The 24863-nt window shown below is 70.1% G+C and carries 24 protein-coding genes; 9 read left to right on the top strand and 15 right to left on the bottom strand.

Annotated elements, in window-relative coordinates; translation table 11 throughout:
- Positions 1 to 85 precede the first annotated feature (85 nt).
- Positions 86 to 1015: a penicillin-insensitive murein endopeptidase gene (mepA, locus tag M2437_RS16945; protein WP_056455862.1), complete on the bottom strand. Its 930-nt coding sequence runs from the start codon at positions 1013 to 1015 to the stop codon at positions 86 to 88.
- Between the two features lie 126 nt (positions 1016 to 1141).
- On the opposite strand from mepA, the gene M2437_RS16940 reads away from it, so the two are divergent.
- Complete coding sequence (locus M2437_RS16940) at positions 1142 to 1537, top strand: PRC-barrel domain-containing protein (RefSeq protein ID WP_056117959.1); 396 nt, start codon at positions 1142 to 1144, stop codon at positions 1535 to 1537.
- Positions 1538 to 1567: 30 nt separating this feature from the next.
- Here the strand turns inward: M2437_RS16940 and M2437_RS16935 are convergent, their stop codons facing one another.
- The 3 genes from M2437_RS16935 to tlpA form a co-directional block, all read right to left on the bottom strand.
- The gene (locus tag M2437_RS16935; protein WP_012254555.1) at positions 1568 to 1915 is read right to left on the bottom strand and encodes a hypothetical protein; all 348 of its coding nucleotides are present in this window, start codon (positions 1913 to 1915) and stop codon (positions 1568 to 1570) included.
- An 85-nt stretch (positions 1916 to 2000) separates the two neighbouring features.
- Positions 2001 to 3242, bottom strand: a complete 1242-nt coding sequence (gene nhaA, locus M2437_RS16930) for a Na+/H+ antiporter NhaA (RefSeq protein ID WP_253388143.1) — start codon at positions 3240 to 3242, stop codon at positions 2001 to 2003.
- 89 nt (positions 3243 to 3331) lie between these two features.
- Positions 3332 to 3973 carry a thiol:disulfide interchange protein TlpA gene (tlpA, locus tag M2437_RS16925; RefSeq protein ID WP_012254557.1) on the bottom strand — a complete coding sequence of 214 codons (642 nt, stop codon included), beginning with the start codon at positions 3971 to 3973 and terminating at the stop codon, positions 3332 to 3334.
- Between the two features lie 39 nt (positions 3974 to 4012).
- Between tlpA and argH the strand changes: the two genes are divergently transcribed.
- From argH to M2437_RS16910, 3 genes are all read left to right on the top strand, one after another.
- The gene (gene argH, locus M2437_RS16920; protein WP_253388142.1) at positions 4013 to 5404 is read left to right on the top strand and encodes an argininosuccinate lyase; all 1392 of its coding nucleotides are present in this window, start codon (positions 4013 to 4015) and stop codon (positions 5402 to 5404) included.
- Positions 5405 to 5500: 96 nt separating this feature from the next.
- Positions 5501 to 5812, top strand: a complete 312-nt coding sequence (locus M2437_RS16915) for a hypothetical protein (protein WP_253388141.1) — start codon at positions 5501 to 5503, stop codon at positions 5810 to 5812.
- A gap of 155 nt (positions 5813 to 5967) precedes the next feature.
- Complete coding sequence (locus M2437_RS16910; RefSeq protein WP_253388140.1) at positions 5968 to 6651, top strand: invasion associated locus B family protein; 684 nt, start codon at positions 5968 to 5970, stop codon at positions 6649 to 6651.
- 177 nt (positions 6652 to 6828) lie between these two features.
- Here M2437_RS16910 and M2437_RS16905 read toward each other — a convergent pair whose 3' ends face one another.
- Both M2437_RS16905 and M2437_RS16900 read right to left on the bottom strand, forming a co-directional pair.
- Entirely contained in the window at positions 6829 to 7083 is a 255-nt protein-coding gene (locus M2437_RS16905) for a hypothetical protein (protein WP_003604178.1), read from the bottom strand.
- Between the two features lie 441 nt (positions 7084 to 7524).
- Complete coding sequence (locus tag M2437_RS16900; RefSeq protein WP_253388139.1) at positions 7525 to 8211, bottom strand: HAD family hydrolase; 687 nt, start codon at positions 8209 to 8211, stop codon at positions 7525 to 7527.
- A gap of 272 nt (positions 8212 to 8483) precedes the next feature.
- Here M2437_RS16900 and M2437_RS16895 point away from each other — a divergent pair, with 272 nt between their 5' ends.
- Positions 8484 to 10253 carry a carbamoyltransferase family protein gene (locus M2437_RS16895; RefSeq protein WP_253388138.1) on the top strand — a complete coding sequence of 590 codons (1770 nt, stop codon included), beginning with the start codon at positions 8484 to 8486 and terminating at the stop codon, positions 10251 to 10253.
- A gap of 63 nt (positions 10254 to 10316) precedes the next feature.
- Here the strand turns inward: M2437_RS16895 and M2437_RS16890 are convergent, their stop codons facing one another.
- From M2437_RS16890 to M2437_RS16875, 4 genes are all read right to left on the bottom strand, one after another.
- The gene (locus M2437_RS16890) at positions 10317 to 10661 is read right to left on the bottom strand and encodes a hypothetical protein (RefSeq protein ID WP_003604175.1); all 345 of its coding nucleotides are present in this window, start codon (positions 10659 to 10661) and stop codon (positions 10317 to 10319) included.
- A gap of 96 nt (positions 10662 to 10757) precedes the next feature.
- Positions 10758 to 11432 carry a haloacid dehalogenase type II gene (locus M2437_RS16885; protein WP_253388137.1) on the bottom strand — a complete coding sequence of 225 codons (675 nt, stop codon included), beginning with the start codon at positions 11430 to 11432 and terminating at the stop codon, positions 10758 to 10760.
- A gap of 37 nt (positions 11433 to 11469) precedes the next feature.
- Positions 11470 to 12999 (bottom strand): murein biosynthesis integral membrane protein MurJ, encoded by a 1530-nt coding sequence (gene murJ / locus M2437_RS16880; RefSeq protein ID WP_253389637.1) that lies wholly within the window; start codon positions 12997 to 12999, stop codon positions 11470 to 11472.
- A 300-nt stretch (positions 13000 to 13299) separates the two neighbouring features.
- Positions 13300 to 13899 carry a superoxide dismutase gene (locus M2437_RS16875; protein WP_015823480.1) on the bottom strand — a complete coding sequence of 200 codons (600 nt, stop codon included), beginning with the start codon at positions 13897 to 13899 and terminating at the stop codon, positions 13300 to 13302.
- A gap of 369 nt (positions 13900 to 14268) precedes the next feature.
- Between M2437_RS16875 and M2437_RS16870 the strand changes: the two genes are divergently transcribed.
- Complete coding sequence (locus M2437_RS16870) at positions 14269 to 15255, top strand: hypothetical protein (RefSeq protein WP_253388136.1); 987 nt, start codon at positions 14269 to 14271, stop codon at positions 15253 to 15255.
- A gap of 69 nt (positions 15256 to 15324) precedes the next feature.
- On the opposite strand, the gene M2437_RS16865 is transcribed toward M2437_RS16870, so the two are convergent.
- From M2437_RS16865 to M2437_RS16845, 5 genes are all read right to left on the bottom strand, one after another.
- A complete protein-coding gene (locus M2437_RS16865; RefSeq protein ID WP_015823482.1) occupies positions 15325 to 17076 on the bottom strand; it encodes a sensor histidine kinase in 1752 nt (583 codons plus the stop codon).
- Positions 17077 to 17183: 107 nt separating this feature from the next.
- Entirely contained in the window at positions 17184 to 18143 is a 960-nt protein-coding gene (locus M2437_RS16860; protein WP_253388135.1) for a glycosyltransferase family 2 protein, read from the bottom strand.
- The gene (locus tag M2437_RS16855) at positions 18140 to 19045 is read right to left on the bottom strand and encodes a glycosyltransferase family protein (RefSeq protein WP_309247855.1); all 906 of its coding nucleotides are present in this window, start codon (positions 19043 to 19045) and stop codon (positions 18140 to 18142) included. Before M2437_RS16855 ends, M2437_RS16860 begins: the two co-directional genes overlap by 4 nt.
- 72 nt (positions 19046 to 19117) lie before the next feature.
- Positions 19118 to 20617, bottom strand: coding sequence for a M48 family metalloprotease (locus M2437_RS16850; protein WP_253388133.1), 1500 nt, complete (start codon positions 20615 to 20617; stop codon positions 19118 to 19120).
- A 6-nt stretch (positions 20618 to 20623) separates the two neighbouring features.
- Positions 20624 to 21475, bottom strand: coding sequence for a thermonuclease family protein (locus M2437_RS16845; RefSeq protein ID WP_253389636.1), 852 nt, complete (start codon positions 21473 to 21475; stop codon positions 20624 to 20626).
- Positions 21476 to 22208: 733 nt separating this feature from the next.
- Between M2437_RS16845 and M2437_RS16840 the strand changes: the two genes are divergently transcribed.
- The 3 genes from M2437_RS16840 (at position 22209) to trmB (ending at position 24746) form a co-directional block, all read left to right on the top strand.
- Entirely contained in the window at positions 22209 to 22616 is a 408-nt protein-coding gene (locus M2437_RS16840; RefSeq protein ID WP_253388132.1) for a helix-turn-helix domain-containing protein, read from the top strand.
- A 207-nt stretch (positions 22617 to 22823) separates the two neighbouring features.
- Complete coding sequence (metK, locus tag M2437_RS16835; RefSeq protein ID WP_003599336.1) at positions 22824 to 23999, top strand: methionine adenosyltransferase; 1176 nt, start codon at positions 22824 to 22826, stop codon at positions 23997 to 23999.
- A gap of 9 nt (positions 24000 to 24008) precedes the next feature.
- Positions 24009 to 24746 carry a tRNA (guanine(46)-N(7))-methyltransferase TrmB gene (gene trmB / locus M2437_RS16830; RefSeq protein ID WP_253388131.1) on the top strand — a complete coding sequence of 246 codons (738 nt, stop codon included), beginning with the start codon at positions 24009 to 24011 and terminating at the stop codon, positions 24744 to 24746.
- Positions 24747 to 24863: the final 117 nt, after the last annotated feature.

The raw sequence follows: 24863 nt of genomic DNA, 5'->3' as shown, positions 1-24863 counted from the left end.
CGACTAGCATGTTCCATTTTTGGGAACAAGTGCCTTGTCAGGCACCTGCTGTGTCAAGCCGATGCCTCAAAGAGCGAACAGTACGCTACCGCGCGTGCAGCACCGCCCGGCAGGCGTCGGGCAGGCCGGCGAGCGTCATCGGCGGGCGGGGCTTCGGCGGGGTCTTGGGCTTGGGCGGGTTCAGCACCGCCGCACTGAACCAGTAATCGAGTTCGGAGCCGCAGCCGTCGCCGGAGGGCGGGGGCGCCTGGTCGTCGCAAGCGCCGTCGCCGGCCGGGCAGGCGAGGCGGATATGGTAGTGGTAGTTGTGCCCGTACATCGGGCGCACCTTGGTGAGCCAGCCGCGATCCCCGCCCGCCTCGCGGCACAGCGCCTTCTTGATCGCCGCGTTCACGAAGATCCGCGCCACCTCCGGCTGCTTGGCCGTCATGCGGATCAGCGCGGTATGCTGGCGCGTCCAGACGTCGGGGTCGATGTCGAGCCGGTCCGAGCGCACCATGTCGGTGGCCGAGGTCTCCTCGCGCTCGGCCCGGGTCATGCGGTGGTCCGGCATCGGCGTGAGCCAGACGTCCACGTCGAGGCCGAGCTGGTGCGAGGCGTGGCCGGTGAGCATCGGCCCGCCGCGGGGCTGCGACATGTCGCCGACGAGAAGGCCGGGCCAGCCGGCCTGCGGCGCGCGGGCGGCGAGCCGCTCGATGAAATCCACGAGATGGGGCGTGCCCCACATCCGGTTGCGGGAGGGCCGCATCACCTGCCAGGTCGCGCCATCGAGGGGCAGCGCCTCGCCGCCGGAGAAGCAGCCCTTGGCGTAGGAGCCGAACGGCCGCGCCGGCCCGCTGGCCGGCCCGGTGACGCGGCCGAACAGCGCCTTGGCCGGCGTCGAGGGATCGTTCGGGTTGGCGAGCGGCGGCAGCGGCTTCGGGTTGACGCTGCCGCGGTCCTGCGCCGCGGCCGGGCTCAGCAGCGCCGGGAGGGCAAGCGCGAGGGCAGGGAGTGTCAGGCGGGTCAGCGGCATGCGCGGTGGCTCGTCCGGGATGGCGGGGCAGGATGGGGCAGGGGTGGGTGCCGCACCGGCCGGAACGTGCCCGGCCGCATGGGCGTTTTTTATGGCAAGCTGTAACAACGTTGCAGGATGATCGCCATGGATCCGGTTCGTTCCGAAGCTGCGGCCAATGCGGCGCCCCCGCCCCGCAGCCTGATCGCCAGCGATCGCGTCATCGGCACCGAGGTGCGCCGGACCGACGGGAGCAAGGTCGGCCGCATCGAGCGGCTGATGCTCGACAAGCGCTCGGGCCGCGTTGCCTACGCGGTGATGAGCTTCGGCGGCTTCCTGGGCATGGGCGAGGAATACTACACGCTGCCCTGGGCGGTTTTGCGCTACGACACGGCCCTCGACGCCTACGTCGTCGACATCACCGAGGCGCAGCTGCGCGACGCACCCGCCCGCTCGCCGGAAGGCGGTGACCCGGAGGACGAGCGCGCCTGGGAGGAGCACGTCCACCGCTACTATAACGCGGCGCCGTATTGGGGGATCTGAGGACGCCTTAACCCTCTTCGGGACGACGCTCTACGGCCGGGTCAGGAACCCGATCGGCTCCCGCGGCGGCTGGCCGAGCCAGACCAAGACCGCGCCGAGCCCAAGCCCGAACAGGGCCGCCGGGACGAGGCCGAGCGGGGTCAGCAGAACCGTATCCGCCCAGGGTGCCGCCTGCCGGATCGTGGTTCCGAGGGCAGTGATCCGCTCCTGCGGCAGGGACTGGATCAGTTCGGCGAGGCTCGTCACCCGCAGGCCGTTATTGGCGATGGAGCGGGCGCCGTCGTAGCAGAGCTGTACGAAGCCCGCCGCCATCATCAGGAGCCCGAGCGCCCGGCTGAAGAACGGCAGTCCGAGGAAACGGGAAACGGTTCGCAGCATGTTCGCCCTCGCGCGGGATGACGGGCCGGAAGACGGACCACCTACCACCGCGACGCTTCCGGCCTGAGTAGGCCGAGGCCGGAGGTCAAGGCAAGCGGTCGGGCTCGGCTCCGAGGTCCCGGCGCGGGCTCGCCTCCCGCGCGGTCGCCCGGGCGAGCAGCACGGCACCGAACAGCGCCGAGAGCAGCGAGCCGCCGAGGACGCCGAGCTTGGTCTCGGTCTCGTGCAGGCCATCCGTGAAGGCGAGCGCACCGATGAACAGACTCATGGTGAAGCCGATGCCGCAGAGGAGCGCGACGCCGTAGACTTGAACCCAGGTCGCCCCCGCCGGGCGGGAAACGAGGCCAAGGGCGGCGGCGATCCGCACGCTCGCGAAGATGCCGACCTGCTTGCCGATGAACAGGCCGAGCGCGACGCCGAGGGTCACGGGCTCGATCAGCGCCCGCGCCGGCAAGCCGAGGAGCGTCACCCCGGCATTGGCGAAGCCGAAGATCGGCACGATCAGGAACGAGACCCAGGGCGTCAGCGCGTGCTCCAGACGGTGCAGGGGCGAGGTCGTGTCCTCCGGCCGGCCCGGGCTCGGGCGGATGGGCACGAACAGGGCGAGCAGCACGCCGGCCACCGTGGCGTGAACGCCGGAGCGCAGGACGAACACCCAGAGGACGAGGCCCGCGAGGAGATAGGGCAGGAGCGCGCGCACACCGAGGCGGTTGAGGGCAAACAGCACGGCCAGCATCCCGGCCGAGGCCGCCAGCATCGTGGTATCGAGCTGCCCCGTATAGAACAGCGCGATGATCACCACGGCGCCGAGATCGTCGACGATGGCCACCGCCGACAGGAAGATCTTGAGTGAAACGGGCACGCGCGAGCCCAGGAGCGCGAGGACGCCCAGGGCGAAGGCGATGTCGGTCGCGGCGGGGATCGCCCAGCCCCGAGCAGTGGACTGCCCGGCATTGAAGGCGAGGTAGACCAGGGCCGGCACGGCCATGCCCGCCGCGGCGGCAAGGCCCGGCAGCACCCGGTCGGGCCAGGTGCGCAGGCGCCCGTCCATTCCCTCGCGCTTGATCTCGAGGCCGACCAGCAGGAAGAACACGACCATCAGGCCGTCGTTGATCCAGTGCATCAGGCTCAAGGGCCCGAGATGGATATGCAGGAGGTCGTGATAGGCCTGCGCCAGGGGCGAATTGGCGACCACGAGCGCGGCGCCGGCCGCGGCCATGAGCACGATGCCGCCGGCCGCCTCGTTCGTGAGAAAGCGGCGTGTTGCCGAGTACGAGCGTTGCAGAGGGCGCGGGAGCGCACGGACGGAGGGGGGCGGCGGCTTCATGCCGTGACCCGTTGCCCGCCCTGGGCCGGCACCGCAACCCGCTGGCTTGGAAAATCGGGCCGACCTGGAAAATCGGGCACCTCGGACAATCAGGAGGACTTCGCCAGCGCCGCCCGGATCAGCCGCTTGCCGTCCTCGCTCGACCATTCGGCCGGGCCCTTCATCACGCCGAGCGTGCAACCCTTGGCGTCGATCAGCATCGTCGTCGGCAGCCCCGTGGAGCCGACCGCCGACTGGATCACCGGCAGCACCTTACCCTCGGGGTCGCCGTAATAGGTCAGTTGCGCGATGCCGTTGGCCTTGAACCATGCGGGCGGCTTGTCGAGATTACGCGTCTCGACATTGATCGCCACCACTTGGAAGCTGTCGCCACCGAGTTCCGCCTGAAGGCGATCGAGGGCCGGCATCTCCGCCTTGCAGGGGGCGCACCACGTCGCCCACAGGTTCACCAGGAGCAGTTTTCCGCGCAAGGACGCGAGATCGGTCGGCGCGCCGTCCGGGCCCTTGAAGGCGACGGCGGGTGCCGGCTTCGGGGGAGCGGAGGCGTCGAAAGCGGCGACGTCGCCGCGGGCCAGCGGCGCGAGCCGGGCCGCGACCGGGGCGGCTTCGGCGCAGGGGCCGGAGGCCGCGAGGTTGCCGAGGTTCGAGCCCGTCCCGTATAGGGCGAGGCCGCCGACGAGGACGGCGGCGAGCGCGCCGCCCGCGGCAAGGATTTTCGGGGTCGCCGTCACGGCTGAACCTCGTTTCGCGTGCGGAAGGTGGGATCAGCCATGAGCAACCGGATGTGGGGTGGACGCTTCGCCAGCGGCCCGGCCGAGATCATGGAGGAGATCAACGCCTCCATCGGGTTCGACAGGCGTCTGGCGTCCCAGGACATCCGCGGCTCGCTGGCGCATGTCGCGATGCTGGGGAGCCAAGGCATCCTGCCGGCCGAGGATGTGGCAGCCATCGAAGCCGGGCTCAAGTCCGTCGAGGCGGAGATCGCGCGCGGCGAATTCGTCTTCCGGCGCGAGTTGGAGGACATCCACATGGCGGTGGAGAGCCGCCTGACCGAGATCGTCGGCCCTGCCGCCGGGCGCCTGCACACAGCCCGCTCGCGCAACGATCAGGTTGCCACCGACATGCGGCTATGGGTGCGCGACACACTCGACGCCCTCGACGCGCAGGTCACCGACCTGCAGCGGGCGCTGGCCGAGACGGCGGTGAAACATGCCGGGACGGTGATGCCGGGCTTCACCCACCTGCAATCGGCCCAGCCTGTCACCTTCGGCCATCACTGCCTCGCCTATGTCGAGATGCTGGCGCGCGACCGCGGCCGGTTCCGCGACGCGCGGGCGCGGCTCAACGAATGCCCGCTCGGCGCCGCCGCACTCGCCGGCACCTCCTTCCCGATCGACCGGCACGCCACGGCCGCCGCCCTCGGCTTCGACCGGCCGACCGCGAACTCGCTCGATTCCGTGGCCGACCGCGATTTCGCGCTGGAATCGCTCTCGGCGGCCTCGATCTGCGCGGTGCACCTCTCGCGCTTCGCCGAGGAGCTGGTGGTGTGGACCTCGGCCCAGTTCGGCTTCGTCCGGCTCTCCGACGGCTTCACCACCGGCTCGTCGATCATGCCGCAGAAGCGCAACCCCGACGCCGCCGAACTCGTGCGCGCCAAGGCGGGCCGCATCATCGGCGCGCTCACCGGCCTGCTCATCGTGATGAAGGGGCTGCCGCTCGCCTATTCGAAGGACATGCAGGAGGACAAGGAAGGCACCTTCGACGCCCTGCAATCGCTCTCGCTGTGCCTTGCCGCCATGGCCGGCATGGTGCGCGACCTCGAACCCGTGGCCGAGACGCTCAAGCGCGCGGCGGGCTCCGGCTACGCCACCGCCACCGATCTCGCCGACTGGCTGGTGCGTGAGCTGAACATGCCATTTCGGCAGGCCCACCACGTCACCGGCCGCGTCGTCGCGGTGGCCTCCGAGCGCGGGATCGGGCTGGAGGAACTCTCCCTCCAGGACATGCAGGCGATCGAGCCGGGCATCACGGACGCCGTCTTCGCGGTCCTCGGTGTCGAGAACTCGGTGGCGAGCCGCACCAGCTACGGCGGCACCGCACCGGACAACGTGCGCCGGCAGGCGGCAGCTTGGCTGGAAAAGCTCGGCCCTGTGGAGAAGTAAAAACAGCCCTGCGGGAACGGGCACGGAAAATGCGGCGTTCAGGTTTCAGCTAACTGAGCTTGGCTATCCGACTGTCCGAACCTGCGGAGTGCCGTCATGAACGTTGAGAGTTGGATCACCGTCGAGGAGACGCCTGCCCTGGCGGCGGAGGCCATGGCGGTCATCGACGCTCGCCTCGCACGGCTCACCGATGCGGAGCGGGGCGCCTTCTGGGCCTCGATCCGCAAGGCCTACAACACCCCCTACAACGATCCGGAGAAGCCGGCGCAGCCCAAGCCGGTCGAGCCGTCGGCCGGCACCATTCCGTCGGCGGTCGAGATCCGTCTTCCGGCGATCGATCCGTCGATCGACCTGCCCGCGGCCGCGCTCGCTTCGGCGACGCTCGCCGCGGAGATGCGGGCGGCCTGACACCGCATCCGACCGCTTCAGGCTGCGTCGACGGGTGCGGCCCATGGCCGTTTTCGGTTAATCGGAGCGGTCAGGGGTTTCCTGTTACGCTGCGGCCCGTCATCTTGACGGCGCGTGAAGAGGGCCGACCCGGCCGTCCGTACACCCGAGTAACGATGCAGCGGCACCGCCTTTCGATCTCTCATCCCGCCTTTGGTCGCGGCCGCCCCCTCGCGGCCCTCGCGCTGGCCGCCGCGGTCGCCGCGGCACTGCCCGGCCCGTCGGGGCGTGCGCTCGCACAGGAGGGCATACAGGGAGCGGAGATCATCCTCGCCCGGTCGAGCCGCCGCGAGCCGAAGAGTTCGGCGCTTCCGCCGGGGATGCAACAGGCCGTCCCGCTGGCGGTGTTCGGCGACTGGAACGTCTTCACCAACGGCGCGCAGGGCCGCGACAAGCTCTGCTACGTCATCGCCCAGCCGACGACCCGCAGCCCCAAGACGCTCGCGCGCGACACCGGCTACCTGTTCGTCACCTTCCCCAAGGGCGGCGCCCAGGGGGAGATCGCGGTGATGCTCGGCTTCAAGCCGAAGCCGGCCGCCGCGCAAGCAAAGCCCGGCGCCGCCGCCGCCCCGAGCGACCCCTACCTCACGGTCGGGAGCACCCGCTACGGCCTCGTGGCGAAGGACGAGAACGCCTGGATCCAGAACCAGGCCGACGAGCCGCGCATCGTCACGGAGATGAGCCGGACCCAGACCGCGACGGTCCGCACGACCTCCCAGCGCGGCAAGCCGACTCAGGACGACTACGCGTTGGGCGGCTTCGCCGATGCGCTCAAGCGTGCACGCGAGGAGTGCAAGTAGGTCTTCGCATCGGAGGGCTGCATCGCCGGCCTTCCGCGTGGGCCCACTGATCGGGACCGTCACGAACGGACGGGGCCGTCTCGCGATCGAAGACGCTTCTGAAACGAACCCCGCAAAAACAAGCCGGCGGCCCGAAACGGCGCCGCCGGCTGTGTTCATGCGGTGTGTTGCGGAGGGTTACACCACCGCGCGCAGGCGCGGCTGGCGGCCTTTCTCGCGCGCCGCGCGGGCCGCTTGCTCCACGGTGCGGAACAGCGTGCCGTCGAGTCCGTCGAAGCGGCGCTCGGACGAGAAGAAGCGGACACCGCCGCGCTCGGGTACGGCGATGCCGGCGGTGATGTCGCCGATCTCGATCACGCGGGCGGGGGTCGCATCCGCGGCGGAGAGGTCGAGCGCGTCGTCGTCGAGGTAAGCGGTCTGGGCACGGGTCATGACGGGGTGAACTCCTGCGGCCTTCGTCGGCCGGTTATCGGCAAGGCGTTCGCGGGCGCTGCTCTAGCCCACGGATGTGACTGTCTGCCGACAACATCCCCATGCCCGGCCACCCCATCCGCCAGGCAACCTCGACTTCTTCCAAATAAAGCTACCGTTCACGGCCAGTCCTCCTCTCTCGCGAGGACCACGGCGCAAGTGCGTCGTGATGCATTAGCGTTTGATAACGCGGCGCAAGCTTGCCACTACAAATCACCGCGGCGCGAAGTCGTTCGCACGGTCTTAAGATGAGGTGCCAAACCCCAACCGTCAACGGAATGTTCTTTCGAAGTTCAGCTTGACAGAGAAAGTTCGCGCCGCGATTCGAGCGATCCGCGGCGCGTCCCGTCTGTCGGGGAAGGGCTCACGCCAAATCTAGCAAAGCCCGGGCCGAAACCGGCGTCATGCCCCGGCGATGATGCGCCCGAGATCGGCATGGGCCGAGAAGATGGCGGCGGCCCCGGCATCGAGGAGATCCCGCCCGGCCCGGTCGTGGCCCCAATGCCCGCCGCCGGTGAAGCCGACGACCCGCATTCCGGCCGCCCGCGCCGCCTGCACCCCTGGCACGCTGTCCTCGATCACGAGGCACTGCTCCGGCGCAATGCCCATCCGTTCGGCCGCGAACAGGAACAGGTCCGGGAACGGCTTTCCGCGCGCCACCTGCGCGGAGGAGAAGACGCGCCCCTCGAACAGCGGCAGCAGCCCGGTGAGCGAGAGCGAGCGGCGCAGCCGCACGGGGTCGCTGCTGGAGGCGACGCAAAACGGCAGGTTCAGGAGCCCCAGCGCCTCGGCGATTCCGGCCATGGCGGCCAGCTCCGCCTCGAAGGCGGCGAGCGTCTCCGCCTTCACCCGCTCGACGAAGCCGTCCGGGGCCGTGACTCCGTCCTCGCGGGCGACGCGCTCCATGATCGAGGTCATGGAGGTGCCGGCGAACCGCTCCCGCACGCTGTCGACGCTGATCGCGAGCCCGATCCCGTTGAGCCCGCGCGTCAGGGTCACGAGGCTGATCGGCTCGCTGTCGATCAGCACGCCGTCGCAGTCGAAGATCACGAGGGCGAGGGGAGGCGAGGCGGGGAAGGCGTCCGTCATCGGCGGCTCGTCTCGCACGGCAATCGACGCACTGCAACGCAGCCGGGCCATCGCTCGAAGCGGGGTTGCACCGCATTTCGGGCGCCAAGCGCGCGCCGCGGAGCGGGTTCGAGGACCGGAACGGGCGTTCGAACACAAAAGCGCGGCTAAAGCTGAGGCCGCAGAGGTGGTCGCCGGCGTTCGAGGCCAAGCCAAAACCGGGCGGTCGTCCGCGAGCGATTGCCCGGCGCAACGCGGTTGTCGCCTCGCGTGCCGGCGTGTAGCCCGGCAGCATGCGCACCTATCTCGGCCTCGCCACGACCTTCCACGATCCGGCGCTCGCCCTCGTCGGGCCGGACGGGACCGTGCTGTTCGCCGAGGCCGCCGAGCGCTACCTGCAATACAAGCGCGCGCCGAACTGCGAGCCCGATCCCGGCACCCGCATGGCGGGCCTGCTGAAGCGTCACGTGCCCGAGGGGACGGATCTGGTCATCGCCACCTCCTGGGGCGAGCAGTTCTCGGAGTTTCTCAAAGGGCAGGCCGCGTCGGGCGCCTTCGAGTTGCCGGCCTTGGCCCAGCACCCCTCCACCCTCAATCGCTCCTTCGTGCCGGAGCGGGCCGAGCGCGTCTTCATCGCCGATCTCCACGCCATGCAGGCGCGGGCCGGCAACGGCACGGTGCTGGCGCTCGACAACGAGACGCGCGGTCTCAGCGGCAAGCCGCGGGCGACCATCGCCGGGCGGCGGCGCTACGCCCACCATCTGGCGCATGCCGCCTACGCCCTATGGAGCAGCCCGTTCGAGGAGGCGACCGCGCTCATCGTCGACGGCATGGGCGAGACCGGCGCCGCGGCGATCTACCGCCTGAAGGACGGGCGGATCGAGGAGGTGCGGCGCCACCGCGGGCGCGGCTCGGTCGGCTTCTTCTACGGGCTCGTCACGGATCTGGCCGGCTTCGACCAGATCAAGGGCGAGGAATGGAAGATCATGGGGCTCGCGCCCTACGGCCGGACCGACCCCGACCTGATGGCGCTGCTGCGCCGCCTGTTCTCGGTCGAAGAGGGACGCCTGAAATTCGCCGACGAGACCACGGTGCAGGCGGTCGCCGCCGAGATCCTGTCGCGGCGTCCGGGGGATGTCGGCGAGCAGGGCTGGGCCGACCTCGCCCGCTGCGGCCAGGACATCTTTTCCGAACTCATGGACGTGCTGGTGGCCGAGGCTTGGCGGCTGGCGCCCGGCGAAAACCTCGTCATCGCCGGGGGCTGCGGGCTCAATTCCTCCTATAACGGTCGCGTGCTTGGGCGCTCGGGCTTCCGCCGCCTGCACGTGCCCTCGGCCCCGGCCGATGACGGCAACGCCATCGGCGCCGCGTGGCTGGCGCTGGCCGAGGACGATCCCGACTGGAAGGGGCCGAAGCGCGAGACCCGCCCGCTCACGCCTTATCTGGGTTCGACCGTTTCCACCGAGCCGCTGGAGCGCATGGCCGAGTGGGAGCCCCGCGCCCGCCGCCTCGGCCACGAGGGCGTAACGCGGGAGGCGGCGAAGATACTGGCCGAGGGCGGGCTCGTCGGCTGGGTGCAGGGCAGGGCGGAGTTCGGCCCGCGTTCGCTCGGCAACCGCTCGATCCTCGCCGACCCGCGCCCGGCCCATGCCAAGGAATCGCTGAACGCCAAGGTGAAGTACCGCGAGGCGTTTCGCCCCTTCGCGCCCTCGATCCTGGCCGAGGCCGGGCCCGACTGGTTCGAGGATTATGCCGACAGCCCCTACATGGAGCGCACGCTCGTGTGGCGCGAGGCGGTGCGGGATCAGGTGCCGGCGGTGGTCCATGCGGACGGCACCGGCCGGCTCCAGAGCGTGACGCGCGCGCGCAACCCGGCCTACGCGGCTTTGATCGAAGCGTTCGCCGAGCTGACCGGCGTGCCGATCCTGCTCAACACCAGCTTCAACGTGATGGGCAAGCCGATCCTCCACACGGCGGAGGACGCGATTCTGATGTTCTACACCACCGGCCTCGATGCCATCGTGGTCGAGGACTGGATCCTGACGAAAAAGGCGCCCGCCTGAAGCGGACGCCCGTCATTCTCACGTAGAGCCAAGCCGCGCTCACGTAGAGCCAAGTCGCGAGATTTACTCGCAGACTTCGACCCGACGGTAGGTGAACTCGACCTCGTCGAGCCACACCTTGCGGCGCTCGTAGTGGCAGATCGGGCCCCGGCGCGGCGGGGGCGCGACGTAAACCGGCTCTTCCTCGACATAGACCCGGCGCGCGGGCGGCGGGGGCGGAGGCGCGGCCCCGTTGTTGAGGAGCGCGCCGACGGCGAGGCCGCCGATGACGCCGGCCGCGGCGCCACCGATCAGGGCACCGTTACGGCCGTCGCGAGCGGAGGCCGGAGCGGCGGAGAGAACCGCAGCGCCGAGAAGCGCCGCGCAGATGCCCTTGCGGGCGAGAACGGAGAGGGACAGGGCGGGCACGAGAACCGATCCTTTGGACAACCGGACTAATCAGGCACGTGAGCCCGAATTAATCCGGTCAAGCTTAAGGATTGGCGAACGCGCCGTCGCGGCGGTTCAGATCACCGCGTCGAGGCTCTTCACGACCGCGCGAGGCGGCTGATCCGGGTACTCGTCGGGCTGTCCTTTCCGGTTCACCCACACCGCATCGAAGCCGAAGGCGGTGGCGCCCGCGATGTCCCAGCGGTTCGAGGAGAAGAACAATACGGTGTTCCGCTCGGTGGCGAGCTGGTCGAGAACCATCTGGTAGGCGGCGGGCGCCGTCTTGAAGGTTCGGATGGGATCGACCGAGAGTACCGCGTCGAGCCGCTCGCCCAGGCCGGAAGAGGCCACCGCCCGCTCCAGCATCGCGGCATTGCCGTTGGAGAAGAGCGCGGTCTTCACGCCGCGCTCGCGCAGACGCTCCAGGACACCGGGCACCTCGTCGTAGGCGTCGAGGTCGCGATAGGCATCGAGGAGCTTTTCGCGAAAGTCCCGGTCGATCTCGGGGTGCTTCGCCAGCGCGAAATCGAGGGCGCGCTCGGTCAGGTCCCAGAAGGCGACGTAGCGGCCCATCAGGCCGTGCACCCAGGAATATTCGAGCTGCTTGGTGCGCCAGACCTCGGAGAGACTGTCCGCCTGAGGGCCGAGCGCGCCGGCATGGCGCGCGACCGCCGAATGCACGTCGAACAGCGTGCCGTAGGCGTCAAAAACGGCGTAGCTTTTGCCGGAGCGGAGATCGGGGAGGGTCATACCGGGTGAAATGAGGCGCGCGCCCGATCCGGAAAGGCTACCTGCGGCGCAATCGCACGCCGAACGCGCCCATCACCGCGAGCAGGGTCCCGGCGTAAGCGAGCGCCCCGGCAAAGCCGAGGAGCGCGAGCACCGCGATCTCGCGCAGATGGGGCAGGGCGGGCACGATCCGCTCGGCGAAGGGCAGGCCGTAGACGGCGAGCACCGCCAGCACCGCGCTCGCCACGACGACCGCGGCGACGGTCACCCCGAGCACCCGCCCCGGCGCGGTCCAGCCACGGCGGAGCGCCAGCCCGTAGAGCAGAGCGAGGTTGATCCACTGAGCGATGGCGGTGGCGAGGGCGAGACCCGCGACGCCGTAGGGACCGGTCAGCACGAGCTTCAGCGCGACGTTGACGGCGATCGCCGTGAGCGAGGCGTAGAGCGGCGTCGTCGTGTCCTGCCGGGCGTTGAAGCTCGCCACGGCCGATCGCACCATCACCACGGCGGGAAGGGCCAGCCCGTAGGCCGCGAGCACGGAGGCCGCGCGGGCGGCGTCCTCGGCGGTGAAGGCGCCGCGCTGGAACAGGGCCGCCATGATCAGCCCCGGCAGCGTCAGGAAGGCGATGGTGAACGGGGCCGAGAGCGCCAGCGAGAAGCCCGCGGCCCGGTTCTGCGCCGCGTGCGCCCCGGCCACGTCGCCCGCGGCGATGCGCCGGCTCATCTCGGGCAGGAGCACCGTGCCGGCGGCGATGGCGATGACGCCGAAGGGCAGCTGGTAGAGCCGGTCGGCGTAGTACAGCGCCGAAACCGCACCGGTCGGCAGGAAACTCGCGATGATGGTGTCGGCGAAGGTCGCGATCTGGAACCCGGCCGAGCCGATCACGGCGGGCCCCAGGATCTTGAAGAACCGGGTCATATCGGGATCGCGCAGGGTCGGCTTCGTCAGCCGCGGCGCGTAGGCGCGTCGGCGCGCATCCCACCAGACCAGCGCGAACTGCAGAACGCCGGAGACCGAGACGCCCCAGGCCGCGGCATAGGCCGCGTTCGGGAACAGGAAGGCCAGCGCGAGGGCCACCAGCATCGAAAGGTTGAGCAGCACCGGCGCGCCGGCCGCGGCCGCGAAGCGCCGATGCGCGTTGAGGATGCCGGAGAACAGCGTCACCAGCGTCATGAACAGCAGGTAGGGGAATGTGATCCGCGTCAGGCTTACAGCCAGCGCAAAGCGCGCCCCGTCGTCCGAGAAGCCGGGCGCCAGCGCCCGCACGATCCACGGCATCGCCGGCAGCGCGAGGGCGAGCAAAGCCACCTGCACGATCAGCATCAGGGTGAAGACGCGATCGGCGAAGCGCGCGGCGACGCCCTCGGCGCCCGCCTGTTCCAGATGGGTGTAGGCCGGCACGAAGGCGGTGTTGAACGCCCCCTCGCCGAAAATCGCGCGAAAGTGGTTCGGCAGGCGGAAGGCGACGACGAAGGCATCCGCCATGGGCCCGGCGCCCATCACGGCGGCGGTGACCACGTCGCGGGCAAAGCCGGTGACCCGCGAGACCAGCGTCCAGCCGCCGACGGAGAGGATCGAGCGGATCATGTTTTCGCGGTTGATCCCGTGCGTGACGAGGGGGCAGGCGGCGCCGCATCCCATCCACATCCTCATCCTGAGGTGCCGCGTCAGCGGCCTCGAAGGATCCTCCAGGGATCGCGCGGGAACTGGAGGATCCTTCGAGGCCGACGCGATGCGCCGGCACCTCAGGATGAGGGTGGAGACGAGGAGACTCGAACGGGGAGTAGGCCGCCGCGACACGGCAGGACAATGACCGCACGGGCACGCCGCGCATGAAAAAGCCGCCCCGTCGGTCAACGGGGCGGCGGCATCAAGCCTCGAAGCGGATCAGGCCTTGGCCTCGCCGTACAGCTTCTCGACGTACTCCCAGTTCACGAGGTTCTCGATGAACGCCTTGAGGTAGTCGGGGCGGCGGTTGCGGTAGTCGATGTAGTAGGAGTGCTCCCACACGTCGACGCCGAGGATCGGGGTCGCGCCGTGGACCAGCGGGTTCTCGCCGTTCGGCGTCTTCAGGATGGCGAGCTTGCCGTCCTTGACCGCGAGCCAGGCCCAGCCGGAGCCGAACTGGCCGACGCCGGCCTGGATGAAGTCGGCCTTGAACTTCTCGTAGCCGCCGAGATCCTCGTCGATCTTCTGAGCGAGCGCCGCCGGGGGCTGACCGCCGCCGTTGGGCTTCATCCAGTTCCAGAAGTGGAGGTGGTTGTAGTGCTGGCCGGCGTTGTTGAAGAGCGCCTGATTGGTGTTGTAGCTCGCCTTGACGATCTCCTCGACGCTCTTGCCGGCGAGGTCGGTGCCTTCGAGCAGCTTGTTGCCGGTGTCGACATAGGCCTTGTGGTGCTTGTCGTGGTGAAACTCGAGGGTTTCCTTCGACATGTAGGGCCCCAGCGCGTCGTAGGCGTAGGGCAGCTCGGGCAGGGTGAACGTCATGCGTGTCTCCTAGGTTGTCCGGGTCTCGCGGGAAGCGGAGGCGAAGCGCGCAAGGAGTTCGAAGCGCGCGGCCGGCGAGGTGACGCGCGGGTAGGTAAGTCGGGGGAGCGGGCTCGGCAACGCCAGCGGAGCCGTATCCGTGCGCATGTTACCGATCGGGGCAAGGCATCCACCGTTTTGCGGCGTGCGTCCGCCGCCGCAATCGCCCGATGCCGTGCGTGAGGACACCGCAAGGCGGGCACTCGGCTGTGCATGGAGCGACGGAAAGGCCGGTTTCCGCGCGTGGCGTGACCGTGCGATTTTGCAATGAGCGGGCGGGGGGTTATCCTGTGACCCTCACGCCGCCCGCGACAGTCAGTCGAGAGTACCATGGTCGTCGCGCTGCTCGCGCTCAGTTCTGTCATGATCCTCGGTGGCGTTGCCGCCGTGGTCCAGGGCTTTCCCTATGTCCGGCTGGAAAGCGGGCTGGCGATGGTGATCGGCGGCTCGACCGCGGCCTCGGCCGGCGTTGTCCTGCTCGGCCTGACGGCGATCGTCTACCGCCTGCGCAGGCTCCACACCGCCGTCGAGAGCCTGCGCGAGGTCTCCCCCCAGCCGAGCATCCCGGCCGCAGTACCCGCCGGTGTGGTGCCCTGGGAGGCGTCGGCACAGGAAGCGCCGGCCTTCACCGCTCCCGAGGTCTCGCCGCCGGAGCGGCCCTCGCTCGCCGGCATGGGGCTGGCGGGCGCGGGTGCAGCCGGTCTCGCGGGGCTGTCGATCGGCGCGCTGCGGCCGGGCGCACGCGGTGCCGAGCCGGTTTTCGAGGATCCGGCGCCCTCGGCCGAACCGCAGCCGAGCGCCGCCGAGCCGCTGCTGCCCGACCTGCTGCCGGAGGCCGCGCCGCCGCGTGCGAGCGATGACGACCTGTTCCGCATGCCCGAGCCGGCGCACGAACCCGAGCGAGCGACGGCCTTTCCCGAACCCGAGCCGGTGACGCTCCCGGTCGCCGAGGAGCGGGACGAGGCGCGGATCGCGGCGCAGACGCCCGCGGCCAAACCGATCGGCCTGCGCTCCTTCCTCGACGATCCGGCGCCCGCACCGGTCGCCGAAACGCCGCCCGAGCCGGAGACCGTGACGCCTGCGCCGCAGGAGATCGCGGCTGAGGAAACGAAGGCTCAGGAGCCCGAGCCGGAGGCGAGTGCCCCGGAGGAGCGGCATGCGGTCGGCTCCTACGCGTCGGGCGCCAACACCTACGTGATGTTCTCCGACGGCTCGATCGAGGCGGACACGCCGCGCGGCCGCTTCACCTTCGCCTCGCTCGACGAGCTGAAGACCTTCGTCAATGCCGGGGGCGAAGAGGCGCGCGGCGCGGCCTGAGGGCTGCGCGTCCCGGCCGACTTCAAGACGCGCGCAACGCCACCGGCGCCCGATGGCACGCCGGCCTCTTCACGCCAGGGGGTTGAGCGCCGGATTTCGTGCGGGCAGGGGCGCGGCGAGCGTCAGGTGGAACCCTTCAGGCGCGTAATCGGTGGTGATCTGTGCCTGAACCTGCGCGGTCAGCACCCGCTGCAGCAGGCGTGAGCCGAAGCCCTGGCGGGTCGGCGGGGTGACGCGGGGGCCGCCGCTCTCGCGCCAATCGAGGTGCAGCACGCCGGCCTCGACGCTCCAAGTGATCGTGATCCGGCCGCGCCCCGTCGAGAGCGCACCATACTTGGCGGCGTTGGTGGTCAATTCGTGGATCGCCATGCCGATCGGCACAGCGATCTCGGAGGGCAGGTCCACCGCCGGGCCGTCGAGGACGATGCGCAGGTCCGGCGAGGTCTCGGTCTCGCTCTCGGCATAGGGCATCAGTTCGGAGGCGAGCAGATCGCGCAGGCTCGCCGTCTGCCACGTCGCCTCGGTGAGCACGCTGTGGGTGTGGGCGAGCGACTTGATGCGGCCGACGAAGGCCTCGTGGAAGCTGTCGATGCTGGTGGCGGTGCGCGCCGTCGAGCCGACGATGGCCTGGACCGTGGCGAGCGTGTTCTTCACCCGGTGGTGCAGCTCGCGGATCAGGAGGCTGCGGCGCTCCTCCGAGAGGTGGCGGTCGGTCACGTCGGCGACGACGCCGATCAGGCGCCGCGGCAGCCCGCCCGGCCGGGTCCGCTCGAACCGGCCGGCCATGTCGATGGTGCGCCAGAGGCCGTCGTCGTGGCGGCGGATGCGGCCGGTGGCGTGCAGGATCGTGTCCTCGCGCAGCGCCCGCAGGATCGCCTGCCGGAAGACGGGGCGATCCTCGGGGTGGAGGATTTCCTTGAGGAAGGCGGACTTGCCGATGCTGCCCTCGTCCGGCCGGCGGCCGAAGATCGCGAACATCCGCTCGTTCTCCCAGGTCGCCCGGTCGTCGAGGACGTGCCACTCGAAGATGCCGAGGTCGGCGACCGTGGTGGCGACCCGTAGGCGCTCCTCGCGCTCGGCCAAGGCCTCCCGGGCCTCGACCCGGGTGGTGACGTCCTGCACCACGCCGACGATGCCGATGGGCGCACCGTCGGCGGCGAGAAGCGCCTCGCCGCGGGCGCCGATCCAGATCTCGGCGCCGTCGGTGGCGCGTCGAAAGCGAGTCTGGAACGCATAGGGGCGCCGCTCGGCGATGGCGGCGGCAACCGCGGTCTGAATCCGTTCGGCGTCCTCCGGATCGACCTGGCCGCGCATCCCCTCCCAGGTGACGGAGCGCCCCGGCGCGTAGCCGAGGATCTGCGCCGCGCGGCGGGAAAACACCATCTGTCCGGTGACGAGATCCCAGCGCCACTCGCCGAGCCCCGCCGCCGTCAGGGCGTCGCGGTTCTGCTCGGCCCGGACGAGATCGTCGGCATCGACGAGGTTCACGACCGCGACCGTCTCGCCACCGTCCTCTCCGGACAGGGTCAGGCGCAGATCGAGGCTGCTGCCATCCGCCCGCAGCCAACGGCGGATGCCGGCCTTCAGCCCGGGCGTCTCCCCGTCGAACGCGTCGCGGCCGATCACTTGGTCGATCGGGCGGCCATCGAGGAAGCCCGAGGGGTAGCCGAGCCAGCGGTACAGGCAGGGATTGGCGGTGCGGATCGTGCGCCCATCGGGCGAGAACACGGCGAGCCCCACCGGCGCGCGGTCGAAGGCCGCGCGGTACAAGGCGGGCGAGAGGTCCGCCGGTCGAGAGCCCTTGTCCGCGCTGTCGTACACGATACTCCCCGTTCAGCCGCCCGCCGCGGGTGCAAGCGGGACCGTCCGGAGGGCGGCACCATGACGGAGGTCGCCGCGGACAACAAGATGCCCGGTCGAGGCAAGCCTCATCGACCGCTGCCGGTCAACAGGCGCGGCACGGCCCGTATCAGCATAAGCCCTGCGCGGATCACCGCACCCGCGTCTCCGGCCGAGCCGCGCACCAGCGCCCGGCCGAGGCGGACGGGTAGGTTCACGGCCAGCGCAGCCGCCAGCACGGCGAGGGACACCGCACGGCCGTGATGCTTGCGCGCGTAGAGCGTCTGCGCCCGCAGGAAGTAGAACAGGCGACGGTCTTTCACCGCTTCGGTGGTGCCCTGGCCGCGGTGGCGGATCTCGGCCTCTGCGACGTGACACACCGCAAAGCCGGCGGCGGCGGCTCGGGCACAGAGGTCGGCATCCTCCCAGTAGACGAAGAAGCGCTCGTCGAACCCGCCGAGCCGAGCGAAGAGCGGGCGCCGGATCATCAGGAAAGCGCCCATCACCGCATCGACGGCCCGCGTCTCGGCGTGGTCCCAGTCGAGGAGGAAGTGCGGCGCGACGCGGCCGGGCAGCAGCCGGTCGAGGAACAGGGTATGGGCGATCAGGCGCGCGCCCGTCGGGTGGCGGGCACAGGTGCGGTGCGTCTGCCCGGCCTCATCGACCAGCCGGGCGCCGACGATGCCGGTGCCGGGATCGGCGTCGAGCCGTGCGCGGGCCGCGGCGATACCGTCCCGGCTGACCCCCGTATCGGGGTTGAGAAACAGGATAGCCGCGGCCGAACCCAAAGCCGCGCCCTGGTTGCAGGCACGGGCGAAGCCGCGATTGTCGGCATTGCGCAGCACCGTGAGCGCGAGGCCCGGCTGATCCAGCCCCTCCGCCGAGCCGTCGGAGGAGGCGTTGTCGACGACGACGACGCGCAGATGCTCCGCCCCCTCGCTCGCGGCGAGGCTCGCGAGGCAGGCCCGGAGCTGGTCTCCGGCATTCCAGTTGACGATGACGACGTCGAGGACCGCCGCATAGGCCGAGGCTACGGGAGTGGCGGTCACGGCGGCGCGTCCGCCGGCCGGCCGAGATGCCCGCCCAGCCCCTGAACCAGGGCCGCGAGAAGGCGGGCGAGCACGCGCGGCGAGAACCGGTGACGGCTCCAGTAGAGTGCGATCTGGAGTGGCAGGTAGGCGGCCTGCTTCAGCTTCCACCGAGACGGCACGTGCGGCAGGCGCCAGCTATAGGCGGAGTTGCGCACATAGACGGCCATGCGGAACAGCGGCTGGTCGGGCATCGTCACCGGCAGGAACCGCATCCGGATCGTGCCGCGCCCGACGCTGTGCGGGATGGCGGTGCAGGGGTCCATCCAGCAGCTCCGGCCGCGGGCCCAGGCGCGAAAGCACCATTCGAGATCGACCGCGTCGATGAAGAAGTCCTCGCGGAACGGGCCGACCTGCGTGAAAGCGGCCAGATCCACGAGCGAGCCGGAGGTCGCGAGGAATTCGACCGGTCGAAGGTTTTCGCGGGGCGGCACGCCGGGGCGCAGCGGGTAGGCCGGTGCCTTGTGGCCGGGCTTCGGCGCGGGCGACGGCCCGACGAGAGCCGGGGGCAGGTCTTCGCCTATGGCTCGGTCGAGGGCGTGGCCCAGCGCCTGCGCCGTCTCGACGGTGGCATCGGCATCCTGATCGAGCAGGAACAGGCGGTGAAACCCGGCGGCCGTCGCCGCCTCGGCCAGCACGTTGAGGGCGGCGGCGATGCCTTGGTTGCGGCCCTCGCCGAGCCGGGTGAGCCCTTCCGCATCCCGCAGCTGCCTCAGCGCCTCGGGCGGGATGCCGCCATTGTCGTAGACGAAGACGGGCAGGCGCCCGGCAAAGCGCTCGACGATCCGCGCGACCTGTTCGGGCGAGGGACGGAAGAACACGACCGCGACGGCGGTATCGGTGGGAAGCTCGGAGGGCGTCACGTCGGACCCGTTGCGTCGAGGCATCGGCCTAAGCGCCGGCCCCCGGACGTGCAAGTCCGACGGCCTCGCCCCTCACTCGACGACGAGCTTGTAGCTCAGGCCGGGTTTCACCACCGCGCCGCGCTGCAGGCTGTTGAGCACGAGGAATCGATCGACGGCGCGGTCGGGCACGCTCATGCGGCGGGCCAGACCCTCCACGGTATCGCCCGGAGCGGCGGTGACGATCCGCAGATGCGCCGGCTTGAGCGAGGCGGTCTCCTCCGGCTCGATCGGGCGCAGGCTCTCCAGCCAGCGGCGGAAGGCCGGCTCGGGGTCGGTCGCGCCCTTGGCCGCCATGATCATGCGGTAGGTGGTCTCGCCCATGCGGATCGCCGCGAGGCGGAAGGTCCAGTCCTTGCCCCGCGACAGGGCGGTGGCAACCGAGCGCCCGCCAACGATGCGGTTTTCGACCGAGCCCGCCTCGATGGCATCGTTCCAGGTCGCGCGCAGCACGTCCTCCAGGCTGCGGTCGCCGCTCGCCTCGACCTGATCGAACAGCAAGCGGCGGCTGCCCTCGGGCGTGGTGCCGAGCACGGCGTTGCGGGTGTTCTCGATGGCGAAGGCGTCCGGCACCTCGAAGGCGATGCTCAAGCCCGGATGCAGGAAGCGGCGACCGCGCACGAGCCCCTCGCCGGGATTGTCGCCATAGGCGAGCCCGTCGATCGCCGCGAGATAGCGGGCGCGGTCGTCGGCGCCGAGGCCGGGGGCGCCGATGCGCCGGGCGGCGCGGGTGACCAGCGCGATGCGCTCGGCGGTCGCCGGGTGGGTCGCGAGCATGTCGGGCTCGGCCGCGCTGCCGTTGCCGGCCTTGAGCGCCATGGTGCGCTGAAGCGCATCGAGGAAACGGCCGGCACCGAACGGGTCATAGCCGGCCTGGGCCAGCACGCGCACGCCGTTCGTGTCCGCTTCCAGCTCCTGCTCGCGGGAGAAGCGGGCGAGGGTGAACTTGGACTGGCTCTCGAGCTGCGCCCCCGTGACGGGGTCGTTCAGCACGTCGGCGACGACGCGGCTGACGAGTTGCGAGCGCAGGGCCATCTCGCTGCGGGCGGTGGCATGGCGCAACGTCACGTGGGCGATCTCGTGCGCGAGCACCGCCGCGACCTCCGAGCTGTCGCCGGCGAGCGCCAGCAAACCGCGGGTGACGTAAAGCCGGCCGCTCGGCAGGGCGAAGGCGTTGACGACCGGCGAATCGAGCAGTGTGACCGCGTAGCTTTCCTCCGGCCGGTCGCTGGCGCGCACCAGCCGGTCGGTGATCTCGGTGATGAGCCGGTGGGCAGCGGGCGCGCGGTACTCGCCGCCGAACGAGGCCACGAGCTTGGCGTGGTCCGCCTCGTCGGAGCGTGTGCGTCCCGTGGTCTTCGGCGCCTGCTCGGGCACCGTGATGACCGCCGGCGTCAAGACGCTTCCGGTCTGGTCGGCGGCGCAGGCCGCGAGCAGGCCCGCGAGCGCGGCCAGCGTGCCGAGCCGCGCAAATCTCCGACGACCGCCCCCGCGCACGCGCCGCCCCGATTGATGCTGCCGATCCCCCGTCATGCCGTTCTAGCGCCGCAGCGCCCGCTCTCCCTCGATGACCTCGATGCCTTCGACACCGGCGAGATCGATGAACGGTCCCCGACCGATCTCGACCATGCCGCGGATTCTCACGAGGCGGCCCTTCAGCGTGGCCGCAGACAAACCATGTTCGCTCAGAATCCGCCAAGAGCGTTTCTGCACGGTTACGGTCAAGCCTTGCTCGCCCCGGCGCGCGAAGTCGAGATAGGTTCGGGCCGACCGCTCGCCGACATGCAGGATGCGCCCCTCCACCACCGTGAAGCGCCCGGCGCGCCCGCTCAGCGCCGCCGCATCCGTCGCCGCGAGCGGGCCGCCGGCCCACAGGCCGAGCCCGGCCGCGCGCGGCGCCGCCTCGACGGCGCGCAGCGCCGGGCGGCAGAGCGTGTCGGCCTCGCCGGCATCGGCATAGGCGAGCCCGGCCGCGACCAGTCCTCCGGCGAGATCGACCGGCTCCGCCTCGCCCGCGATCCCGATCGCGTCGGCGCGACGGCGGCCCCAGCGGTCCTCGCCGCCGCGTTCGGTCAGAACCAGGGGTGCGCCGCGAAAGGCGTGCAGCCAGGTTCGCGCGGCCGCGTCGAGCGCCGGCTCGTCGGGCCAGCGCAGCCCGGAGAGCACGGCCCGGCGGCCGGAGGCGAGGCGCAGCTCGCCCCTGGGTCCGATCTCGGCAAGGCGGTCGTCCCGCGAGGCGGAAGGCCGACATGCCTCCTCCACCCGCGGAGCGCTTGAAGCACCACCGGGCGCGCCGCAGGCGGCCGCGAGCAGCCAGACGAGAGCCGGGGCGCCGCCTCGGCTCGTCCTGCTCCCACGCGAGCCGATCTCGTGACCATCACCGGGCAACATCGTCACCGTTCGCGCTCGGCCTTTCGATTCAGGCGAAGATGCCGCGCTAAAAGTGCCCGGATCGCGGCACGCGAGAGCGCCGCGGGCGCACAATCGCGGATTGCCGGCCCGTGCGCCTCCCGGGCAACAGCGCGCCGATCGCGTACTCCGGCTCGCCCCGTACAATCGCCGACGGCCCAGGCCGGAGCGGTTGGCGGCCCCCTGCGATGATGCTAAGCCTGAAGCGACGTCTCCGTAGCTCAGCTGGACAGAGCACAGGTTTCCTAAACTCCACAATTGGGCGCCGTGATGGGAAACCGCACAGCGGATCCACTCAAATTCGGGGAAAGCTTCCGGCGCCGCGGCGCCCTGCCAATCCCGAGCCAAGCCCGAGGTCCGGTCACGGCCCACGGGAAGGTGTAGAGACTAGACGGGTGGCACCTAAAGGCTTCGTTCGAAGCCCACGGTGAAGGGATAGTCCAGACCACGAACGCGCGAACAGCGTGGCGGCGAAAGTCGAAGTGGTATGAAACCTGGGGTCGCAGGTTCGAGCCCTGCCGGGGACGCCAATGGTTTTCGCTGCCTCAGATTGCAGGCGGACAGCCGATACTTCCTGCGATCTGAGTGCGACGTCGCGCCGCAGCTATAACAAATGACATAACGTGTGTGTCGTTGCCATTAGCTCCCGACGCGCCCTTGCAAGCGGAAAGTTTTCGTTCGAAGCATCGCCCGAAAGAGCTTGGGCAGAACGAAGATGGCAGGCCAGAAGACCGATGAGCGCGACGTCCTTCTCGGACGTCGCATTGCCGAGCAGCGCAAACGCTCGAAGCTAACGCAGCGAGCAGTTGCCGACAGCTTCGGGATGTCGGCCGCACAACTCCAGAAGTACGAAAAAGGAGTTAACCGGATCAGCGCGATTCATCTCGCGATCCTCAGCCGGCTCACCAATACTCCGGTTTCCGACTTTCTCGATGGCATTCCGCATCCGGACCCGGAAACGGAGCGCGGCTTTTCAGACAACGACCAGCACGCTTACGCTGTCGAGCCGTGGTCCGATCTTGCCCGCGCTTTCGCGCGCCAGTTCACGGAAACCTTCACCGAGCAACAGCGCCGCGAACTCTCGGCCGCCGTCGAGATCCTGAGCCAGGAACTCAAGGGCTGACGGTCACCGCTCCGTGCCGGTGCCGCCCCAATCCCGATCGGACTCGGAACCGCAGGCTGCGGTTGCATGCAACAGCGTTCGTTAAAACGGACGATTTCGCTATTCCGGCTTGACCGTCCGGAACGGCGATGCGACAAGCCGCCCCTCTGGAGACCAGGGTAAGCGCCGTGACACACGAGGCGCGCCCGACAATCGGGGGTGCAGCCAATGCCTCGTTCCGACTACCTCTTCACCAGTGAATCCGTCTCCGAAGGCCACCCGGACAAGGTGAGCGACCGGATCTCGGACACCGTGGTCGACGCCTATCTCTCGGCGATGCCGGAGGCGCGTCTCGGCGTCGAGACGCTGACGACGACCAACCGCGTCGTGATCGCGGGTGAGGTGCGCGGCCCCGATTCCGTGACTTTCAAGGATCTCGAAGAGCTGACTCGCGAAGCCGTGCGCGACATCGGCTACGAGCAGTCGGGCTTCCACTGGAAGAACAACGACGTCGCCATCCATCTGCACGCGCAGTCGGCCGACATCGCGCAGGGCGTGGACGCCGCCGGCAACAAGGATGAGGGCGCGGGCGACCAGGGCATCATGTTCGGCTACGCCGCCGACGAGACCCCGGCCCTGATGCCGGCCCCGATCTTCTACGCCCACAAGATCCTCAAGGACCTCGCCGACGCGCGCAAGGCCAAGCAGGGCGACGCGGCCAAGCTCGGCCCGGACGCCAAGAGCCAGGTCACCGTGCGCTACGCCAACGGCCGCCCAGTTGAGGTGACCCAGATCGTTCTCTCGACGCAGCATCTCGACGAGTCGCTCGACTCGGCCGACGTGCGCGCCATCGTCGAGCCCTACATCCTCAAGGCTCTGCCGCAGGGCTGGGTCAACGAAGGCACCGTCTGGCACGTCAACCCGACCGGCAAGTTCGTGATCGGCGGCCCCGACGGCGATGCCGGCCTCACCGGCCGCAAGATCATCGTCGACACCTACGGCGGTGCGGCGCCCCATGGCGGCGGCGCCTTCTCCGGCAAGGACCCGACCAAGGTCGATCGCTCGGCCGCCTACGCTGCCCGCTATCTGGCCAAGAACGTCGTCGCCGCCGGCCTCGCCCGCCGCGCCACGATCCAGCTCTCCTACGCCATCGGAGTGGCCAAGCCGCTGTCGATCTACGTCGATCTGCACGGCACCGGCACGGTGGACGAGGCCAAGCTCGAGACGGTCCTGATGGACGCCCTCGACCTCTCGCCCCGCGGCATCCGCACGGCGCTTCAGCTCAACAAGCCGATCTACGCCCGCACCTCAGCCTACGGCCATTTCGGCCGCGAGCCTGATGCCGATGGCGGCTTCTCCTGGGAGAAGACGGATCTGGCCGACAAGCTGAAGTCGGCGTTCTGAGCCCGAACCATGATGGGGAGGGATGACGACATCCCTCCCGAGACGGGCGGGACGGCGGAGACCGAGCGGGCCTTCTACGGGCGCCGCAAGGGTAAGCGCCTGCGCCCGGGCCAAGAGCAGCGCCTCGAAGGGGCGCTGCCTTCTCTTCGCGTCACGCTGCCGGAGCGCGGCGAATTCCTCGATCCGCCGGGCCTGTTTCCGGTGCCGGTCGACGAGGTCTGGCTGGAAATCGGCTTCGGCGGCGGCGAGCATCTCGCTGCCCAGGCCGAGGCCCACCGCCAAGCCGGCATCATCGGCTGCGAACCCTTCGTCAACGGCGTGGTGAAGCTGCTGCGCGCGGTGGATGAGCGCGATTTGCGCAATGTCCGTGTCTGGGACGAGGACGCGACCGCCCTGCTTGCCGCCCTGCCGGATGCGAGCCTCGCCCGCGTCTACTTGCTCTATCCCGATCCCTGGCCGAAGCGCCGCCAGCGCAAGCGCCGCTTCGTGTCGGACGCCTCGCTCGCCGAGATTGCGCGCGTGCTGCGCCCCGGTGGCCATTTCCGCTTCGCCAGCGACATCGACGACTACGTGGGCTGGACCCTGGTCCGCGCCGCCCGCTGCCCGCAGCTGCGCTGGACGGCGCAGACCGCCGACGACTGGCGCAAGCCGTTCGAGGGCTGGCCGGGCACCCGCTACGAGGCGAAGGCCCTCGCCGCCGACCGGCTGCCGAGCTACCTCACGTTCGAGCGGGTCGGCGCGGACTGATCCGGCCGCCGAACACGCCATCATCGCCAAACGAAGCCGAAACGATCCGGAGCGCCGCCTTTCTTTGAAAGGTCGCGTGGCTGGATCGCGCGGTCGCTCGCGATGACGGCCGGCTGA

The sequence above is a fragment of the Methylorubrum pseudosasae genome (assembly GCF_029504475.1).
In the GTDB taxonomy this organism is placed as follows: Bacteria; Pseudomonadota; Alphaproteobacteria; order Rhizobiales; family Beijerinckiaceae; genus Methylobacterium; species Methylobacterium extorquens.
Note: the sequence above shows the minus strand (reverse complement) of the source record. Positions and strands in the feature narration are given on the sequence as shown.

Bases quoted from the DNA above. Each gene is read 5' to 3' on its own strand.
- M2437_RS16910 (WP_253388140.1), top strand. From the start codon at position 5,968: ATGCAGCGGCACCGCCTTTCGATCTCTCATCCCGCCTTTGGTCGCGGC.
- M2437_RS16870 (WP_253388136.1), top strand. From the start codon at position 14,269: ATGGTCGTCGCGCTGCTCGCGCTCAGTTCTGTCATGATCCTCGGTGGC.
- M2437_RS16850 (WP_253388133.1), bottom strand. From the start codon at position 20,617: ATGACGGGGGATCGGCAGCATCAATCGGGGCGGCGCGTGCGCGGGGGC.
- M2437_RS16915 (WP_253388141.1), top strand. From the start codon at position 5,501: ATGAACGTTGAGAGTTGGATCACCGTCGAGGAGACGCCTGCCCTGGCG.
- nhaA (WP_253388143.1), bottom strand. From the start codon at position 3,242: ATGAAGCCGCCGCCCCCCTCCGTCCGTGCGCTCCCGCGCCCTCTGCAA.
- M2437_RS16885 (WP_253388137.1), bottom strand. From the start codon at position 11,432: ATGACCCTCCCCGATCTCCGCTCCGGCAAAAGCTACGCCGTTTTTGAC.
- trmB (WP_253388131.1), top strand. From the start codon at position 24,009: ATGATGGGGAGGGATGACGACATCCCTCCCGAGACGGGCGGGACGGCG.
- argH (WP_253388142.1), top strand. From the start codon at position 4,013: ATGAGCAACCGGATGTGGGGTGGACGCTTCGCCAGCGGCCCGGCCGAG.
- M2437_RS16875 (WP_015823480.1), bottom strand. From the start codon at position 13,899: ATGACGTTCACCCTGCCCGAGCTGCCCTACGCCTACGACGCGCTGGGG.
- M2437_RS16900 (WP_253388139.1), bottom strand. From the start codon at position 8,211: ATGACGGACGCCTTCCCCGCCTCGCCTCCCCTCGCCCTCGTGATCTTC.
- mepA (WP_056455862.1), bottom strand. From the start codon at position 1,015: ATGCCGCTGACCCGCCTGACACTCCCTGCCCTCGCGCTTGCCCTCCCG.
- M2437_RS16845 (WP_253389636.1), bottom strand. From the start codon at position 21,475: ATGTTGCCCGGTGATGGTCACGAGATCGGCTCGCGTGGGAGCAGGACG.
- M2437_RS16905 (WP_003604178.1), bottom strand. From the start codon at position 7,083: ATGACCCGTGCCCAGACCGCTTACCTCGACGACGACGCGCTCGACCTC.
- M2437_RS16940 (WP_056117959.1), top strand. From the start codon at position 1,142: ATGGATCCGGTTCGTTCCGAAGCTGCGGCCAATGCGGCGCCCCCGCCC.
- murJ (WP_253389637.1), bottom strand. From the start codon at position 12,999: ATGATCCGCTCGATCCTCTCCGTCGGCGGCTGGACGCTGGTCTCGCGG.
- metK (WP_003599336.1), top strand. From the start codon at position 22,824: ATGCCTCGTTCCGACTACCTCTTCACCAGTGAATCCGTCTCCGAAGGC.
- M2437_RS16935 (WP_012254555.1), bottom strand. From the start codon at position 1,915: ATGCTGCGAACCGTTTCCCGTTTCCTCGGACTGCCGTTCTTCAGCCGG.
- M2437_RS16840 (WP_253388132.1), top strand. From the start codon at position 22,209: ATGGCAGGCCAGAAGACCGATGAGCGCGACGTCCTTCTCGGACGTCGC.
- M2437_RS16895 (WP_253388138.1), top strand. From the start codon at position 8,484: ATGCGCACCTATCTCGGCCTCGCCACGACCTTCCACGATCCGGCGCTC.